The following is a 16,126-nucleotide window of genomic DNA, read 5'->3' on the forward strand; positions in this document are numbered from 1 at the left end:
CTTATGTTATTTTAGAGAGTTAATTTTCAAAATTTTATAATTCTAAGATATTAAGTTGAACCACTCTCAATGAGTGATTCAACCTTTCAAAAAACAAAGCCGCTCTTATTAACAGCATAACAACCAAAAACCGATCAATTAGGAAGAATGAAAGATTTTCTTTCAAGTCATTGTAATTTAAAGAACAATGATAACAGAAACACGATAATTCATTCCTTTACTGATAAAATTTTATATTGATCTAATAGTTAAGAAAGTGACTAAAATTTCTGTACGAACGACACCTTAAAATTACGCCCAGGTTGACTATAATAATCATCTGGTGTTGCACTTTTACTTGCAGGAAGATCAGATACATTCCAATATTTTGTATTGAAGAGATTATAGACACCAGCTCTCATAACAAATCCTTTTTCACCAAATGGTTTCCACCACCCTGAGATATCAACAATGTTATATCCCGGAATTTTGGGATAGTTAGATTCTTTAGTAGCTTTATCACGTTTTGCAGAGGAAGTGAGTACAACATCTGCTCCCCAAAATTCTTTTGCATACCCCAATCCAACAACTGTTTTCAAAGGTGGAATTGAGCTTAGAGTTTCATTTTTATCAAGATCTTTTCCTTGCGAATAGACAAGGGCAAAATTGCTATGCAACCCACTCTTAAGAGCTAGATGTACTTTTGCTTCAACACCAAAAATCCGGACATTTGAACGATTCATGTAATGCCGACGCGCAAACCGAAACTCTTCTGATGGCCCTTTATCTATAGTATCTATGAAATTCTTATATTGATTGATAAAGCCGTTGAATGAACCACCAAAGTTCTTATCTCCATATTTTATACCAACATCATATCCATTGCTCGTTTCTGCCTTAAGGTCAGGATTTCCTTTCACGTAATAAGCAGAGGGTTTGATATAAGAGACGTAAAGCTCTGAAACACGTGGTGCACGAAAAGCCTGCGCCCATTGAGCATAGAGCGTTATTTGATCACGAACATCCCACTCCATCCGTAATTTAGGAGAAAAATGCGAACCATTTCTTTCCGGAGGAAATTTGTCAGAAATTAGAGCTTTCTCATAAGCGGAGGTTTTCTGAGGGATATGCCTATACCAATCATAACGAACACCAGGTGTTACACGGAAGCGGTTATGGGAAAAGCCAATTTCATCTTCAAAAGCTAAACCAAAATTGTAGCTCCTCGCATCTGGTGAGTCTGATCTATTAGCAGGCATAAAGAGACATCCCTGTGCATTTTCCTCCAAATGACAATTATCTCTCGCTAACAAATAATGATGAAATTGAGATAACGAAACATTAGTGATAAGCTTTAATATATGGCTTACAGTGCTAACATTCACGTTTTTAAAAGCGTGAGCATTTAAACCATAATTGGTATTGCGCACAAGATTATCTGCCAAATAATCTCCTTTTGGCGCTTTAACACGAACCCCGCTCATAGTATCATTATTTGATTGCTTTAACCAATAAAATTGCCCGTGAAATGCATCAAAAAGCGTATCTCCATTGCCATTATAATTATAAGAAAGAGAAAGACGCTCACGGCGTTTATTTTCCTGATTATAAACGGAACCAAGGGAGTATCTTTCGCTCATATTTAATGAATGCGTATTTTTATTATAATCAAAGCGTTCCGCTGTAAAACCAAGTCGATGTTTTCCATTGAAATACTGATGAATTTTAAAAAGCAAATTATTTTGGTCAAAATAAGCGGGATTTTTACGTGTACGTTCTTGATATCCCTCTATAGTTCCCATATTTTTACGCTCATTTCCTTGCTCATGGGAGCCTTGGAAGAGCAAAAATGTTTGTTGAGCATGCACAGCAAAAGCTTGATTTATGCGCCAACTATTATCAACGGAATGATAACCACCTTTTATAAGACTCCCCCAATTCTTTTCTTCAGTGATAAGGTCTTCAGGATTAAGAGTACGCAAAGCGATGACACCCCCTAGTGCACCAGACCCATAAAGACTAGAATCCGACCCTTGAATAACGTCAAATGTGGAAACGCTACTAAAATCAAAAGCTGCATTTCCCGTGGTGGTAGTCCCAGTGCTTCCACGCATCATATCATCACGCAATATATCACTAAGCCACGGAAGAACAATGCCATCCATTGTTGTGAGAACACGGCTTCCATTCAAACCACGAATTACAAAACTCTTCTTTTCTGAGTTATAAGCTATGGACGGATCGAGACGACTAATTTCATGGACATCACTTATTTGCTTTTCATCAATATCCTTAGCAGTTTTACGATCGGTTAGAATGGTTATTGAACCTGAATTGCCCTCTGTTTTTTTTCCTTTAATAACAATTGGTTTGAGCTCAGTTATAGAACTTCTTTCATTGCTTTGTGCAAAAACAAATGAAGGTATAAAGACAGACAGCGCACTTAAAATCACGCAGCTTTTATGAATATTCTCTTGTCTTATTCGCATAACACATTTTAACCTTTTCTTAAACATCCCCTCTCTCGCTTAAAACTATAAAAACGCTTGATTCACCGATGGTAAATTAGCCAGCCAAGTAAAAGTGATTTAATTAAGCAAAAAACCACACAGAGACCATATTAAACATGATAAAATCAGTCAAGAAAAAAGTTGCAATTTCAAAATAGCCTGTTTTAATTAAACTTGAACACAAATGTTGGGCTTAGAATAGCGATTGAAAAAACTATGATTTTAAAAAATACGAGGCGGTTATTAATCCTTTGGATTGGTGCGTTTATTTGCGCTTTTTCTTTGCATCTAGCATTGGCAGCACGGTTTTATTTTTACAGTACCGGTGTAAGCAATGGCGTACTTTCACCGACAGCTCTGCTGTCTTTTGTACAAGAGACTGTAGAGCCGGATGTTGACACAGATTCTTTCGATATTGATATAGATTTATCGAATGTTAGTTCAGAATCAGAACTGTTGCAGTCTGATCTTTTAGAGCAGAAATCAGAGAGATTAGAAGCAATGGATAAGGTTCAACCCGAAGAGCCTCAGAATATTGTAGAAAAAGATGATTTTGCGGTTCTCAAGTCTTTGGAGAAGCCTCTTCCTCAAAAAGTGGAACGTAGAGTGCCCGATAAAAAACCAATACCGCTGCGAAAGGCTATGGTCAAACGCCTGACGATGAAGGCAGTGCGCTCGTCTACTAGCAGTCAGGGCGGTGATACAGCGGCACTTGAAGATGCTTTGTTAGTAGAATGGTTAGCAAAAGTACAGGCGCAATTAGAAATGCAAAAAGAATATGTTGTAAAACAGCGTATCAGTCGTGCAAAAGGAACGGTAAAGTTAGAATTTAGAGTGCGTGAGCAGGGGAGTATTTTTTCTAGTCGTATTGTCATCTCTGCTGGTGATCCGGAACTTGATCGATTAGCTATGGTGGCACTTCATCGCGTTGGATCTTTTCCTCCTCCTCCATTATCAAAGGTAAACAAAATCATCAGAGTATCATTGATATTTAGCTGATTTTTATTTAATTTTCCTCTATTTTATAATTTCCGTGATGATATGGTTTGTGAGCTGAAAAACGAGAGTGGACAGCTTTGGGATAGACAAGTGATATTATTTCAAACGTCCAGAGAGAAGGTCGGCTTTTATGTCTATTTTTCCAGTAAGCCTTGCTTTATAGACTTCATAATTTTCCATGACACGCATCACGTAATTACGTGTTTCTGTATAAGGAATACGTTCAATCCAGTCGATAACTTTATCAAGGGCTTGTCTTCGAGGATCGCCATAACGTTCGATCCATTCATCGACACGACGGGAGCCTGCATTATAACCAATAAGGGTCAATATATAGGACTCGTTAAAGCGTTCCAATTGCTCGTTGAGAAAATAGGTTCCTAATGTGGCGTTATAACTGGAATCACTGCTCAGTTTTTTTGAAGACCATGGGATTGAATATTTTTTTGCAAGTGTTTTTGCTGTTGTAGGCAGTAATTGGAGGATACCTTGTGCACCTGCTTTTGATATAGCTGTTGGATTAAATTCACTTTCTTGGCGCGCAATAGCATAAACAAGTGCTTGTCTTGCGGCAGAAACATTGGCAAAGGCTGGTATAGCACCTATAGGATGGGAAAGTGCACCAACATTTTTCCCTTGAAACACAGCAGTTTTTCCGATTTTGAGACTGGTATAATAGTCTCCATTTTTTTCTGCCATTACAGTGAGAAGAGCTAATTCACCAGGGCTTTCTATTTTTTTACCGAGTTCTCTATAAAAGATTTTAGCTAAATAAGCATAATCAGCTGCTTCGAGGCGTTGAATTGCTTTAATAGTATTACGTGTGCTAAAACGTTGTCGTTCATTGGCTGTTGGTTTAGGAAAAGGAATTTCGAGCTTTTTTTTGTTAAGATGTGCTAATGCTAATTGACCATAATAAGTTGCTCCAAAATGAGCAGCGCGCTGAAAATAATTCTGAGCATTTTTCTGTTCGCCTAGAGTTTCTGCTGTTCGTCCCATCCAATAGTATCCACGGGATGCAGAAAGAGGTGTAGAAGATAATTGAGGAATACGCGAAAAATGGTGCATTGCTAATTTAGGATCATGAAGAAACCGTAATGCATACCATCCTGCATGAAATTCAGCATCGATTGCCAATGAGGGGGGCATACTAGGGTGTGTGGTAACGAGTTGATAAGCAATTTTAGGTTTGTTTAAATCAAGCATTTCGCGAGAAAGCGCACGTTGCTCTTTCCACAATGCATGAGGAGCCATAAGTTTTAATACATCTCTTGGTATTCTCATCATGAGTGTTGCAGCGACATTATATTGCCCAGTTCGCCGAAGATGGCGAATTCGAGCAAATTGTAAGAGGGAATCTTTTTGCCATGATTTCTCCACAGCGCGTAATTTTTCTGCAGCTTTAGGATCATTTTTTTCAACGGCAACAAAAGCGTTGAAAAGAGATTGAGCAAGGGCTAACTTTGCAACGCGCTCAGCGGAATCGAAACGATGTGCATAAAGCATAAATTTCATACGTTGCAGGTGATCGATAGGTTTTAATGCAACTCTCGCACTTTTAAGAATAAGCTCTTCTTCTTTTGCATTAAGTTTTTCTTTATGCCACCATGGTGCAATGATTTGTCGAGCACGGGTGGTTTGTCCAGTTGCAATAAGTGCTTTAGCGTATATTGCCATACCTTTTGCTGTGAGAGGGAGATGATGAGAAAATTTTTGGATGATTACATGTACGGAATTAGTTTCATTAATAAAAGCACGTTCAGCATTACGTTGCATAATATCTATGCCTGGCCATCCTTTTAGCTCTTTGATTGCATTAAAGATTTCAGAGCTTGGTACATTGGCTTGGCTAGATATACCGATTGCCCATGTTAAAATCTGACGATCAAGGCTATCTTTTTCCATTGAATTACGAAGGCTTATTGTTTTTGCAATATTGTTGTTTAAAAGTGCATCTAAACCAGTTTTAAGTTGTTTGAGAGTAGAATCATTACTGGATGCAGGGGGATTGTGTGGAAGCATATGAAACTGTCTAAGGGGTTTCTGAACTTCTTTTTTTATGACAACAGAGGTAGGACGTTTCAGAGGAATTGGTGCTTTCCCATATGAAAGGCGTGTTTGTGCCCATGAACTTGAAAATAAAATTGTTGTTTCCAGTATAAGTACAGTAAGGATTTGTACAAAAAAGGGCAGAGAGAGTGTGCGCATAGAGAAAACCTAGAGACCTCGCTTTTTGGAAACACTCAAGAGTTTTTAGCGCACAAGCATGAAAAACGGGTTAATGTAATCTGATACTTTAGAGAAATATTCTGAATTGAAGGAGAAGCATGTTAAATCTTGTAAGAGTTATTGTGAAATTCATCTTGCTTCAATGAGAGAGCAAGATTATGCTCTATCATTAGTAATTTTAAAGGCTAAAAAAATAAAGAGAACATTATAGGGAGTTTATCATGCTCAAGGGAGCTGTGACCGCGCTTATCACACCATTTGATGATGAAGGCGCTATTGATGAGAAAGCATTTTGCAATTTTATTGAGTGGCAGATTGCGGAAGGTATTCATGGTGTTAGCCCTGTTGGGACAACAGGTGAATCACCCACTTTAAGTCATGAAGAACATAAGAGGGTTATAGAATTGTGTGTTGGGCAGGTTGCTAAGCGTATTCCTGTTGTTGCTGGAGCAGGATCAAATAGCACGAGTGAAGCTGTAGAGCTTGCGCAACACGCGCAAAAAGCTGGTGCAGATGCAGTTTTGGTTGTCACGCCCTATTATAACAAGCCTAGTCAGGCTGGTTTATACACGCATTTTTCTTCTATTGCGAAAGCGATTTCTATCCCTATTATAATTTATAATATTCCTGGTCGTTCTGTTATTGATATGTCTGTAGAAACGATGAGAGACCTGTGTCGGGATTTTAAAAATATCATTGGTGTTAAAGATGCAACAAGCAAAATTGAGCGTGTGAGTGAACAACGTGAAAAGTGTGGTACAGATTTTGTACAGCTTTCCGGTGATGATTGTACAGCGTTAGGTTTTAATGCACATGGAGGTGTAGGATGTATTTCAGTTTCTTCCAATGTTGCTCCAAAACTCTGTGCAGAGCTTCAAGTTGCTTGTTTGCGTGGTGATTATAAAACAGCTCTTAAATTAAATGACTGTTTGATGCCTCTCAATCGTGCAGTCTTTATTGAACCCAGTCCTGCAGGTATTAAATATGCTGCTGTGAAATTAGGAATTTGTGGTAGTTCTGTTCGTTCACCGATTGTTCCACTAAAAGAGAGTACAAAGAGAATTATTGATGCGGCTTTGCAGCATGCGGGTCTTCTTAAAGAATAAAATGATATTGTAGCCATGAACAAAAAAAAGAACGTGCCAGTACGAAAAATAATTGCTGACAATCGTAAAGCTCGTTTTAATTATGAAATTCTTGATAATCTTGAAGCTGGTGTTGTTCTTCAGGGAGCAGAAGTGAAATCTTTGCGTTCTAATCAGGCGAATATTGCTGAGAGTTATGCAAGCTTTGAGAATGGGGAATTATGGCTCGTAAATAGCTATATTCCTGAATATACACAAGCTAATCGTTTTAATCATGAGCCACGCCGTTTGCGTAAATTATTAATTTCAAAACGTGAAATGGAACGATTTTTTAATGCGACTTCTCGTGAAGGAATGACTCTTGTCCCTCTCAAGCTTTATTTTAATGAAAAAGGGCGCGCAAAGTTGGAAATTGCTTTAGCACGCGGAAAAAAGCTTCATGATAAGCGCGAAACGGAAAAGAAACGTGATTGGGGACGTGAAAAAGCAAGACTTTTAAAAAGATATGGGTGATAAAGTTGATTTCGATGTCTTTTTTATCACTTTGAAGATTTCAGCATTGATCCAGATATGTTTTTGCGGCTTCAAAAATCTGATGAAACATAGCATCTGTTAAACGCCCAGTGTTGGTGTTATAACGTGAACAGTGATAGCTTGAAAAAATACGTAATCCTCCGATATTGTTTATTTCTCCGTGTCCGAAAGGATGAGCCAAAATTTTTGCATTGAGAGCACGTAATGTGGAATGATGTGCAATAGTCCCGAGGGTAATAACAGCTTTAAGTTTGGGAAGATTTGTAAGAAGAGGAGAAAAGAAGTACCGGCAAGTGTTAATTTCCGCACCAGTGGGTTTATTTTCTGGTGGAACACAACGAACTGAGTTGACAATTGCTACATCAATTAATTCAAGAGTGTCATCTGCTCTTTCTTCGAAGGTGCCTTGAGCAAAACCGAATTTTTTTAAAGTGGAATAAAGTAAGTGTCCCGCATAATCACCAGTGAAAGGGCGTCCAGTTCGATTTGCTCCTCGTAATCCAGGAGCAAGACCAACAATGAGAAGGCGTGTTGTTGCTGCACCTTTATAGGGAAAAAATGGACGCACCGGTGCGTTATGCCAATTTGGTTCTTTTACACGCCACTCAGAGATAAATTTATGTAAGCGTGGGCATAAATTGCAATTTTTCGGCGGTTCTGGGCAAAGTGATGTTAATTGGCTATTCATGAGGTGGCATTTATCATTTTTATAAAAATTATTTTGTTTATAGAGTGTATGACGGATTATGTCTTTGTAAACAACTATGATGAATGCAAAGGAACTATTTAGTAACAGAGTTTACCATTAAGCTACTGCTCATTATTTTTAAAGAGTGATTATTCAATAGCTAAGATAGGAATGAAGATGCTATTTAATGGGAAAACTTTCTTATTGATAAGCAATCATTATCATAAACAGTGTTCATGAAACTATTGTTATTGAGAAAGATTTTTAATAAACTTGATAGAAGAGAGAGTGAGTTTATCAAAGGAATGTGCTTTTATAAAGCGTCCAAGCTTTTTAATAAGCTTTTGAGCAAAAAATAAAACTTGCGTTGTTTTTCTTGTGTTTTATTTTGATTATTGTATATACTCTACACCCACTATGAAATTTTTTAAGCTTTAAGAAAGAGAGATAAATGGCCCGCGTAACGGTAGAAGATTGTATTGATAAAGTCGATAATCGCTTTGAGCTGGTACTTTTAGCGGGACATCGAGCGCGACAGATTTCACAGGGTGCACAGATTACAGTTGATCGTGATAATGATAAAAATCCAGTTGTTGCTTTGCGTGAAATAGCAGAAGAAACATTATCACCTGCTGATTTGAAAGAAGATCTTATTCATTCGTTGCAAAAGCATGTAGAAGTTGATGAGCCAGAAGTGGCAAATGAATTTATTTCTCACTCAAGTGAATCTGAGAATGTTTTTGGAGCATCGTCAGAAGAAGAGAACGGTTCATTTGATTATATGTCAGAAGAAGAGCTTTTAGCAGGCATTGAAGGTTTGGTTGTTCCGGAGAAAAGTGACGATTATTAATTGCAGCGATTTATATTATGAAAACGTATAGAGATTGTCATGCGGTAGCGGTTATTTTTCTTGTTCGATAAGGATGAAATTGTAAAGAGATAAAGGATATGCTCGTATGATGCGTCAGTGTGAGCTTGTTGGGCGTGTTCAACGTTACAAGTCTGACGTCGATGAGGTTCTATTAAATAAAGCCTACAATTATGCAATGCGAAAGCATGCTCATCAGAAGCGTGCTTCGGGTGATCTTTATTTTTCTCATCCTTTAGAAGTTGCTGCTATTTTGACAGATATGCGGTTAGATGAAGCGACGATTGCCGTTGCTCTTTTACATGATACAATTGAAGATACGAGTGCTACACGAGCAGAAATTGATCAGCTTTTTGGTTCTGAAATCGGTAAGTTAGTTGAAGGGCTCACAAAACTTAATAAGCTTGATCTTGTATCGAAGAAGGCAGTACAGGCAGAGAATCTCCGTAAACTTCTTATCGCTATTTCTGATGATGTTCGTGTTCTTTTAGTCAAACTTGCTGATCGTCTTCATAATATGCGTACTCTTGGTGTTATGCGTGATGATAAGCGTCGCAGGATTGCTGAGGAGACAATGGATATTTATGCGCCACTTGCAGGTCGTATGGGAATGCAAGATATGCGCGAAGAATTAGAAGATCTTTCTTTCTTTTATTTAAATCCAGAAGGTTATCGTACGATAACCAATCGTCTTTCTGAATTATCGAAGCGCAACCGTGATTTGCTTTCTAGGATTGAAAATGAACTGACAAAGCTTTTTTTCGAGTATGGGATTAAAGCAGATGTTAAAAGTCGTCAGAAAAAATCTTATTCAGTTTTTCGCAAAATGGAAAGTAAAGCATTATCTTTTGAACAGTTATCGGATATTTTCGGTTTTCGAGTGATTGTTGAAACAGTGAATGATTGTTATCGTGCTCTTGGTGTTATCCATACGACGTGGCCAATGGTACCCGGTCGTTTTAAAGATTATATTTCTATACCAAAGCAGAATGATTATCGTTCCATTCATACAACGATTGTAGGTCCTTCGAGACAACGTGTAGAATTGCAAATTAGAACTGCTGCTATGGATGAAGTTGCTGAGTATGGCGTTGCAGCACATTCTATTTATAAAGATCATGGTTCCAATTATTCAACTTCGAAGTTATCAAGCGAAACCAATGCCTATGCATGGTTACGTCAAACGATTCAATCTTTATCAGATGGGGATAATCCAGAAGAGTTTTTGGAACATACAAAACTTGAGCTTTTTCAAGATCAAGTTTTTTGTTTTACCCCGAAGGGCCGGTTGATTGCTTTTCCAAAAGGCGCGACTCCGATTGATTTTGCTTATGCTGTTCATACAGACATTGGTAATTCTTGTGTGGGGGTGAAAATCAATGGTCGTATTATGCCTTTAATGACAAAATTAAAAAATGGTGATGAGGTTGATATTATACGTTCACAAGCCCAAATTCCACCAGCAGCATGGGAATTTCTTGTTGTAACAGGAAAAGCGCGTTCAGCTATTCGTCGAGCAACTCGCGCAGCTGTTCGTAAGCAATATTCAGGTTTGGGGTATCGTATACTCGAGCGTTCGTTTGAACATATGGGAAAACAATTTTCAAAGGATATTCTTAAGCAAGTGTTGCCTCGTTTGGCACGCAAAGATGTGGAAGACGTCTTAGCTGCTGTTGGGCGTGGTGAATTACCTTCTGCTGATGTGGTTAAAGCGGTTTATCCTGATTATCAAGATCATCGTGTTGTACAAAAACCGTCTTTTAAGCCTGGAGAAGAAGGCTGGTTTAACATTGAAAATGCTCAAGGGATGATTTTTAAAGTTCCAGAAAATGAAAAGGATGCAATTGCCAACAAACGTCAATCCAAAGCATTACCTATCCGAGGAACGCGTGGAGATATTCCTGTCCGTTTTTCTCCTGAAGGAGCGGTACCGGGAGATCGGATTGTTGGCATTATGCAACCAGGATCAGGAATTGTTATTTATCCGATACAGTCTTCGGCTTTGATGGCGTATGATGATCAACCAGAACGATGGATTGATGTCCGCTGGGATATTGATGCCCAAATGAGTGAACGTTTTCCCGCTCGAGTTAATATCTTAGCTGTTAATAGTCCAGGCTCATTAGCAGAAATTACCCAAGTGATTTCTACTAATGATGCCAATATTCAAAATTTGTCATTTATCTGTACCGCACCGGATTTTACAGAAATTATGATTGATCTGGAAGTTTGGGATTTAAAACATTTGAATCGTATTTTTTCTCAGTTAAAAGAGGCCGGTTCGGTTAGTGTAGTACGGCGCGTTCATGGATAAGAAGAGGAATTTTACGATGAATACACAAGATGTAATTGATATTTTTAAACAAGCAGATGCTATTCTGGAAGGGCATTTTATTTTAACATCAGGCCGTCATAGTGCTACTTATATGCAGAAAGCGAAAGTATTCATGCATGCTGATTTGACGGAGAAGTTATGTCGTGGGTTAGCTGAAAAAATCAAAAAATTGATTGAAGAAAAAGTTGATTATGTGGTTGGTCCTGCGATTGGTGGTCTTATTCCTTCGTACGAAACTTCACGTCACCTTGGTATTCCTTCTCTTTGGGTAGAACGTGTAAATGGTGTTTTTGAGTTACGTCGTTTTGAAATCAAAAAGGGTGCACGCGTTGTGATTGTTGAAGATATTGTTACAACAGGTCTTTCCATTCGTGAGACGGTTGAAGCTATGGTGGCAGCAGGGGCAGAGGTGTTGGCGAGTGCATGTATTCTTGATCGTTCTGGTGGTAAGGTTGATGTTGGAGTTCCGTTAATTGCCCTTGCTGAATATGAGATAGCATCTTACGCGAGTGATGCTCTTCCTGCTGAGCTTGCTGTAATCCCAGCAGTTAAGCCAGGAAGTCGGAATATTTAATTGTCTTTCTCTTTTTTTTTATGCAAAGGCTTGAAGAAATTAATTTGAATCATACGCATTATTTTATTGTCACAAGATAAGTATTAGGAATCATATGCTTTTTCGTCGTAGAGAATCAATAGATTTGGTAAAGCGTATTCGGCTTTGGTTATGGCCGCGTCGTTCATTCTCTCGTTCATTTTGTTACATACGTAAACGTATTTTACGGATATCAGCAACACCGCATAAGGTTGCGTTAGGGTTTTCTATTGGTATTTTTTTAGCTTGTTCGCCTCTTTTTGGGATGCATATTATTTTGGCAATATTTTTTTCTTGGCTTTTGCGTGGAAACTTTGCGGCAGCAATTATTGGGACGGTTTTTTCTAATCCACTTACATTTTTATTAATTGTAATGGCCGATTATAAGGTGGGCTCTTTCTGTTTATCGCTTTTTAGCGATGTAAACGAGATTTCTCTTTCTCAAATTCGCATTTTGTTTAATGGTTTAACACTAACAAATGTACCTTTGCTTTTTAAGGGCGCTTGGGATTCTATTATGAGACCAATGATTTTAGGTGGTACCCTTTTAGGTATTGTTTTTGGTACTCTTTCTTATATAGGGGTTTACAGAGCAATCGCCCGTTTTCAACAAAAGCGATACCAAAAGATTATAAAAAAAAAGCACTCGCTCCAAAGAAATTCGGGTAATAATTTATGATCATTGGACTTGGAAATGATCTCATTGATATCAGACGCATTGAGAGAATGTTGATTCGTTATGGCGATCGTTTTATTCAACGTATTTTTACCGATATTGAGCAGATAAAGTCTGAAAACCTCAAAGAAAGATCTTCTTCTTATGCCAAAAGATTTGCCGCCAAAGAAGCGTGTGCTAAGGCTTTAGGGACAGGAATTTCTTGTGGTGTATGGTGGAAAGACATGGGAGTGGTCAATTTGCCCTCTGGTAAACCAGTCATGAAACTTACAGATCGTGCACAGATGCAATTACAGAAATTGTTGCCTCCTCATTATGAAGCTGTCATTCATCTGAGTATAACAGATGATTTTCCTTGGGCACAGGCATTTATTATTATCGAAGCGCTTCCGCGTGGTTAGAGATTGTGCTTTTATTATTTGAATATTATGATAAAAAATGAATTATATCTACGATGGGAAGGTAGTCTGTAATGATGCAGAAAGAGAAAATATATAGAAAGAAAGAAAAAGGTGGAATTCTTGAATTTATTTGGGTTCTAATACAGGCTCTGTTTTTAGCAGCACTTATTCGGACCCTCTTTTTTCAACCTTTTAGTATTCCTTCTGGTTCAATGCGTCCTACTTTGCTTGTAGGAGATTATCTGTTTGTTTCTAAATATGCATATGGATATTCTCGTTTTTCTATGCCCTTTTCGCCTCCTCTTTTTTCGGGACGTATTTGGGCATCCCAGCCTCAACGTGGAGATGTTGTGGTTTTTCGTTTACCAAGTAATCCTAGTATTGATTATATAAAACGTGTTGTTGGTCTACCGGGTGATCGTGTACAAGTTCGTCAAAGTGTTCTTTATATTAATGATCAGGCTGTTACGCGGCATTTTATTGGGAAGATTGATAATTCTGATATAACAGAAGTTAATTACCCTGTTGATGTTTATCGTGAGACTATGCCGAATGGTGTTAGCTACGATACACTTGATCTGGCTTTTATTCCACAAGTTGATGATACGAAGGTCTTTGAAGTTCCACAGGGACATTATTTCATGATGGGGGATAACCGCGATAATTCAGATGATAGTCGTTTAGCTGTAGGCTATGTTCCAGAGGAGAATCTTATTGGTCGAGCAAGTGTGATTTTTTTCTCTATCAGCAATGGTTCAAGTGCTTGGCAGATTTGGCGCTGGCCGTTTGATGTGCGTTGGAGTCGTCTGTTCTCCTTTATAAATACTGTTCATGATTTGCCGCTTGTCAAGCAAGGAATCAACGATGAAACGTCCAATCATTGATCAGCTTGAAAAGCTGACAGGGCATCGTTTTAAAGATGAAGAGAGATTAAAGCGAGCATTAACGCATTCTAGTGTACAAGATTCGGAACAAGGGAATTATGAAAGACTAGAATTTTTAGGTGATCGGGTTCTAGGACTTTTAATTGCAGAAATGCTCTATCAATTTTTCCCGCAAGCAAGTGAAGGTGAGTTATCTGTACGTTTAAACGGTTTGGTCAATGCGCAAACATGTGCTGATATTGCACGAGAGATGGGGCTACCTGATATGATTCATGTTGGTTTTGAAATGAGAAACTTTGAGGGACGCCGACTCACCAATATGCATGCTGATGTGATAGAAGCTTTGATAGCTGTGATGTATTTAGAGGGAGGCTTGGAAAGCGTCCGCCCTTTTATTCAAAGATATTGGAAAAATCGGGCAAAACAAATGGATGCTGGTCGACGTGATGCTAAAACGGAATTACAAGAATGGGCTCACATGCAAGGAAATGCACAACCACATTATAGGGTTATAAAGCGTTCTGGCCCAGATCATGATCCTGTTTTTATGGTAGAGGTCAATGTTTTGGGGTTTGCTCCAGAAATTGGGCAAGGCAGCTCTAAAAGATATGCTGAAAGAATGGCAGCTGAGAAAATTTTACAACGAGAAGGTATATGGAAGACAATGGGAAAAAATGATCATGGATGACGTTATTAAAACGCGTTCTGGTTTTGTTGTACTTATTGGAATGCCTAATGCCGGAAAATCAACATTAGTTAATCAATTAGTTGGAACAAAGGTTTCAATTGTAACGCATAAGGTACAAACAACACGAACTTTGATCCGCGGTATTGTCATGCATGATAATACGCAAATTGTGTTGATTGATACACCAGGTGTTTTTTCTCCTCATAAGCGGTTAGAACGTGCAATGGTGTCTGCTGCATGGGGGAGCGCTAAGAGTGCTGATGTTCTTTTAGTTTTAATTGATGCTCAAAATGGTCTTTCGGATGATGTCTATGCGATGTTAGATATTGTAAAAAATATTAAACAGGATAAAATACTCGTTCTTAATAAGGTTGATACAGTTGTTAAATCGTCCCTTTTAGCACTAACCACTAAAATTAATGAGCATGTGCCGTTTGTGCAGACTTTTATGATTTCGGCTCTAAATGGGTCGGGTTGCAAGGACTTGCTTTATGCATTGAGTAACATGATGCAGGAGGGACCGTGGTATTATCCAGAAGATCAAATTTCAGATATGCCTATGCGTCATCTTGCTGCTGAAATTACCCGTGAAAAACTTTTCCTTCGCCTTCATGATGAGTTACCTTATTCTTCGACGGTTGAAACAGAAAACTGGGAAGAACGCTCAGATGGTTCAGTTAAAATTAATCAAGTGATTTATGTCGAGCGTAATAGTCAGAAAAAAATTGTTTTAGGAGCAAAAGGCGATACAATTAAAGCGATTGGTCAGGCAGCACGTAAGGAACTAATGGAAATTATGGAACAGAAGGTTCATCTTTTTCTCTTTGTGAAAGTGCGTGAGAATTGGGGTACTGATCCAGAGCGTTATCGTGAAATGGGGTTAGATTTTTTAAAATAACATGAGATGGAAAGAACAAGCCATTATCCTTGGTACACGCCAATATGGTGAAACAAGTGTTATTCTTGAAATCATGACACGTCAGCATGGCCGTTATATGGGAGTGGTAAAAGGAGGACGTTCGCGTCGTATGGCAGCTCTTCTTCAACCTGGGAATCTAGTTGAAGCTGAATGGGGTGCGCGTTTAGAAGAACATCTAGGACTTTTTAAGCTTGAAGCACTTGATCTATATGCGGCACGATTAATCCTTTTACCAGAAGCACTTTATGCTTTGCAGTTGATAGCTTTCCATTTGCGTCTTCTTCCTGAACGTGATCCGCATCCCATTTTATATGATCTTTTACATCTTTTTATGCAGAATTTTGCTGAGCCATTTGTAAATGCAGAATTACTTGTGCGCTTTGAAATGCGACTTCTTGAAGAACTTGGCTTTGGACTTGATTTGTCTCATTGCGCAGCAACAGGGCGTTCAGAAAGGCTTTGTTATGTATCGCCGAAGTCGGGACGAGCTGTCTGTGAGGAAGCAGGATATCCTTGGAAAGAGAAACTTCTAACTCTACCACAGTTTCTTGTGCAAAGAACAACACGTCCTGCAGATTTTAAAGATATAATAAATGGTTTCATTTTAACAGGTTTCTTTTTAATGCGTCATGTCTGGGAACCACGGACTATAAAACAGCCATCCGTGCGTATGAATTTAATACAATTGTTTGAACGGCAATTTCAGATGCAGAAATTAATTTGTTGATTTGATAAAAAT

At 38.4% G+C, this 16,126-nt stretch carries 15 protein-coding genes; 12 read left to right on the plus strand and 3 right to left on the minus strand.

The window, feature by feature from the left end:
- Nucleotides 1-260: 260 nt before the first annotated feature.
- Entirely contained in the window at nucleotides 261-2,468 is a 2,208-nt protein-coding gene (locus AC0QT4_RS06325; RefSeq protein ID WP_473200877.1) for a TonB-dependent hemoglobin/transferrin/lactoferrin family receptor, read from the minus strand.
- A gap of 237 nt (nucleotides 2,469-2,705) precedes the next feature.
- On the opposite strand from AC0QT4_RS06325, the gene AC0QT4_RS06330 reads away from it, so the two are divergent.
- Complete coding sequence (locus AC0QT4_RS06330) at nucleotides 2,706-3,488, plus strand: energy transducer TonB family protein (RefSeq protein WP_473200878.1); 783 nt, start codon at nucleotides 2,706-2,708, stop codon at nucleotides 3,486-3,488.
- A gap of 96 nt (nucleotides 3,489-3,584) precedes the next feature.
- Here AC0QT4_RS06330 and AC0QT4_RS06335 read toward each other — a convergent pair whose 3' ends face one another.
- Nucleotides 3,585-5,696: a lytic transglycosylase domain-containing protein gene (locus tag AC0QT4_RS06335; protein ID WP_473200879.1), complete on the minus strand. Its 2,112-nt coding sequence runs from the start codon at nucleotides 5,694-5,696 to the stop codon at nucleotides 3,585-3,587.
- Between the two features lie 242 nt (nucleotides 5,697-5,938).
- Here AC0QT4_RS06335 and dapA point away from each other — a divergent pair, with 242 nt between their 5' ends.
- Both dapA and smpB read left to right on the plus strand, forming a co-directional pair.
- A complete protein-coding gene (dapA, locus tag AC0QT4_RS06340) occupies nucleotides 5,939-6,823 on the plus strand; it encodes a 4-hydroxy-tetrahydrodipicolinate synthase (protein ID WP_473200880.1) in 885 nt (294 codons plus the stop codon).
- A 15-nt stretch (nucleotides 6,824-6,838) separates the two neighbouring features.
- A complete protein-coding gene (gene smpB, locus AC0QT4_RS06345; RefSeq protein ID WP_473200881.1) occupies nucleotides 6,839-7,315 on the plus strand; it encodes an SsrA-binding protein SmpB in 477 nt (158 codons plus the stop codon).
- A gap of 40 nt (nucleotides 7,316-7,355) precedes the next feature.
- Here the strand turns inward: smpB and AC0QT4_RS06350 are convergent, their stop codons facing one another.
- Nucleotides 7,356-8,024 (minus strand): uracil-DNA glycosylase, encoded by a 669-nt coding sequence (locus AC0QT4_RS06350; RefSeq protein ID WP_473200882.1) that lies wholly within the window; start codon nucleotides 8,022-8,024, stop codon nucleotides 7,356-7,358.
- Between the two features lie 451 nt (nucleotides 8,025-8,475).
- Between AC0QT4_RS06350 and rpoZ the strand changes: the two genes are divergently transcribed.
- From rpoZ to recO, 9 genes are all read left to right on the plus strand, one after another.
- The gene (rpoZ, locus tag AC0QT4_RS06355; RefSeq protein ID WP_473200883.1) at nucleotides 8,476-8,874 is read left to right on the plus strand and encodes a DNA-directed RNA polymerase subunit omega; all 399 of its coding nucleotides are present in this window, start codon (nucleotides 8,476-8,478) and stop codon (nucleotides 8,872-8,874) included.
- A 106-nt stretch (nucleotides 8,875-8,980) separates the two neighbouring features.
- Entirely contained in the window at nucleotides 8,981-11,206 is a 2,226-nt protein-coding gene (locus tag AC0QT4_RS06360; RefSeq protein WP_473200884.1) for a RelA/SpoT family protein, read from the plus strand.
- 16 nt (nucleotides 11,207-11,222) lie between these two features.
- Nucleotides 11,223-11,801 carry an orotate phosphoribosyltransferase gene (pyrE, locus tag AC0QT4_RS06365; RefSeq protein ID WP_473200885.1) on the plus strand — a complete coding sequence of 193 codons (579 nt, stop codon included), beginning with the start codon at nucleotides 11,223-11,225 and terminating at the stop codon, nucleotides 11,799-11,801.
- A 94-nt stretch (nucleotides 11,802-11,895) separates the two neighbouring features.
- A complete protein-coding gene (locus AC0QT4_RS06370) occupies nucleotides 11,896-12,498 on the plus strand; it encodes a DUF2062 domain-containing protein (protein ID WP_473200886.1) in 603 nt (200 codons plus the stop codon).
- Complete coding sequence (gene acpS / locus AC0QT4_RS06375; RefSeq protein ID WP_473200887.1) at nucleotides 12,495-12,896, plus strand: holo-ACP synthase; 402 nt, start codon at nucleotides 12,495-12,497, stop codon at nucleotides 12,894-12,896. Before AC0QT4_RS06370 ends, acpS begins: the two co-directional genes overlap by 4 nt.
- 71 nt (nucleotides 12,897-12,967) lie before the next feature.
- Nucleotides 12,968-13,780: a signal peptidase I gene (lepB, locus tag AC0QT4_RS06380; RefSeq protein WP_473200888.1), complete on the plus strand. Its 813-nt coding sequence runs from the start codon at nucleotides 12,968-12,970 to the stop codon at nucleotides 13,778-13,780.
- On the plus strand, nucleotides 13,761-14,468 hold the full coding sequence (rnc, locus tag AC0QT4_RS06385) for a ribonuclease III (RefSeq protein WP_473200889.1): 708 nt from the start codon (nucleotides 13,761-13,763) through the stop codon (nucleotides 14,466-14,468). Before lepB ends, rnc begins: the two co-directional genes overlap by 20 nt.
- Nucleotides 14,461-15,366 (plus strand): GTPase Era, encoded by a 906-nt coding sequence (gene era, locus AC0QT4_RS06390; protein ID WP_473200890.1) that lies wholly within the window; start codon nucleotides 14,461-14,463, stop codon nucleotides 15,364-15,366. Before rnc ends, era begins: the two co-directional genes overlap by 8 nt.
- Nucleotide 15,367: 1 nt before the next feature.
- Complete coding sequence (recO, locus tag AC0QT4_RS06395; protein ID WP_473200891.1) at nucleotides 15,368-16,114, plus strand: DNA repair protein RecO; 747 nt, start codon at nucleotides 15,368-15,370, stop codon at nucleotides 16,112-16,114.
- The last annotated feature ends 12 nt before the right edge of the window (nucleotides 16,115-16,126 follow it).

Source organism: Bartonella sp. EBT8, assembly GCF_055796165.1.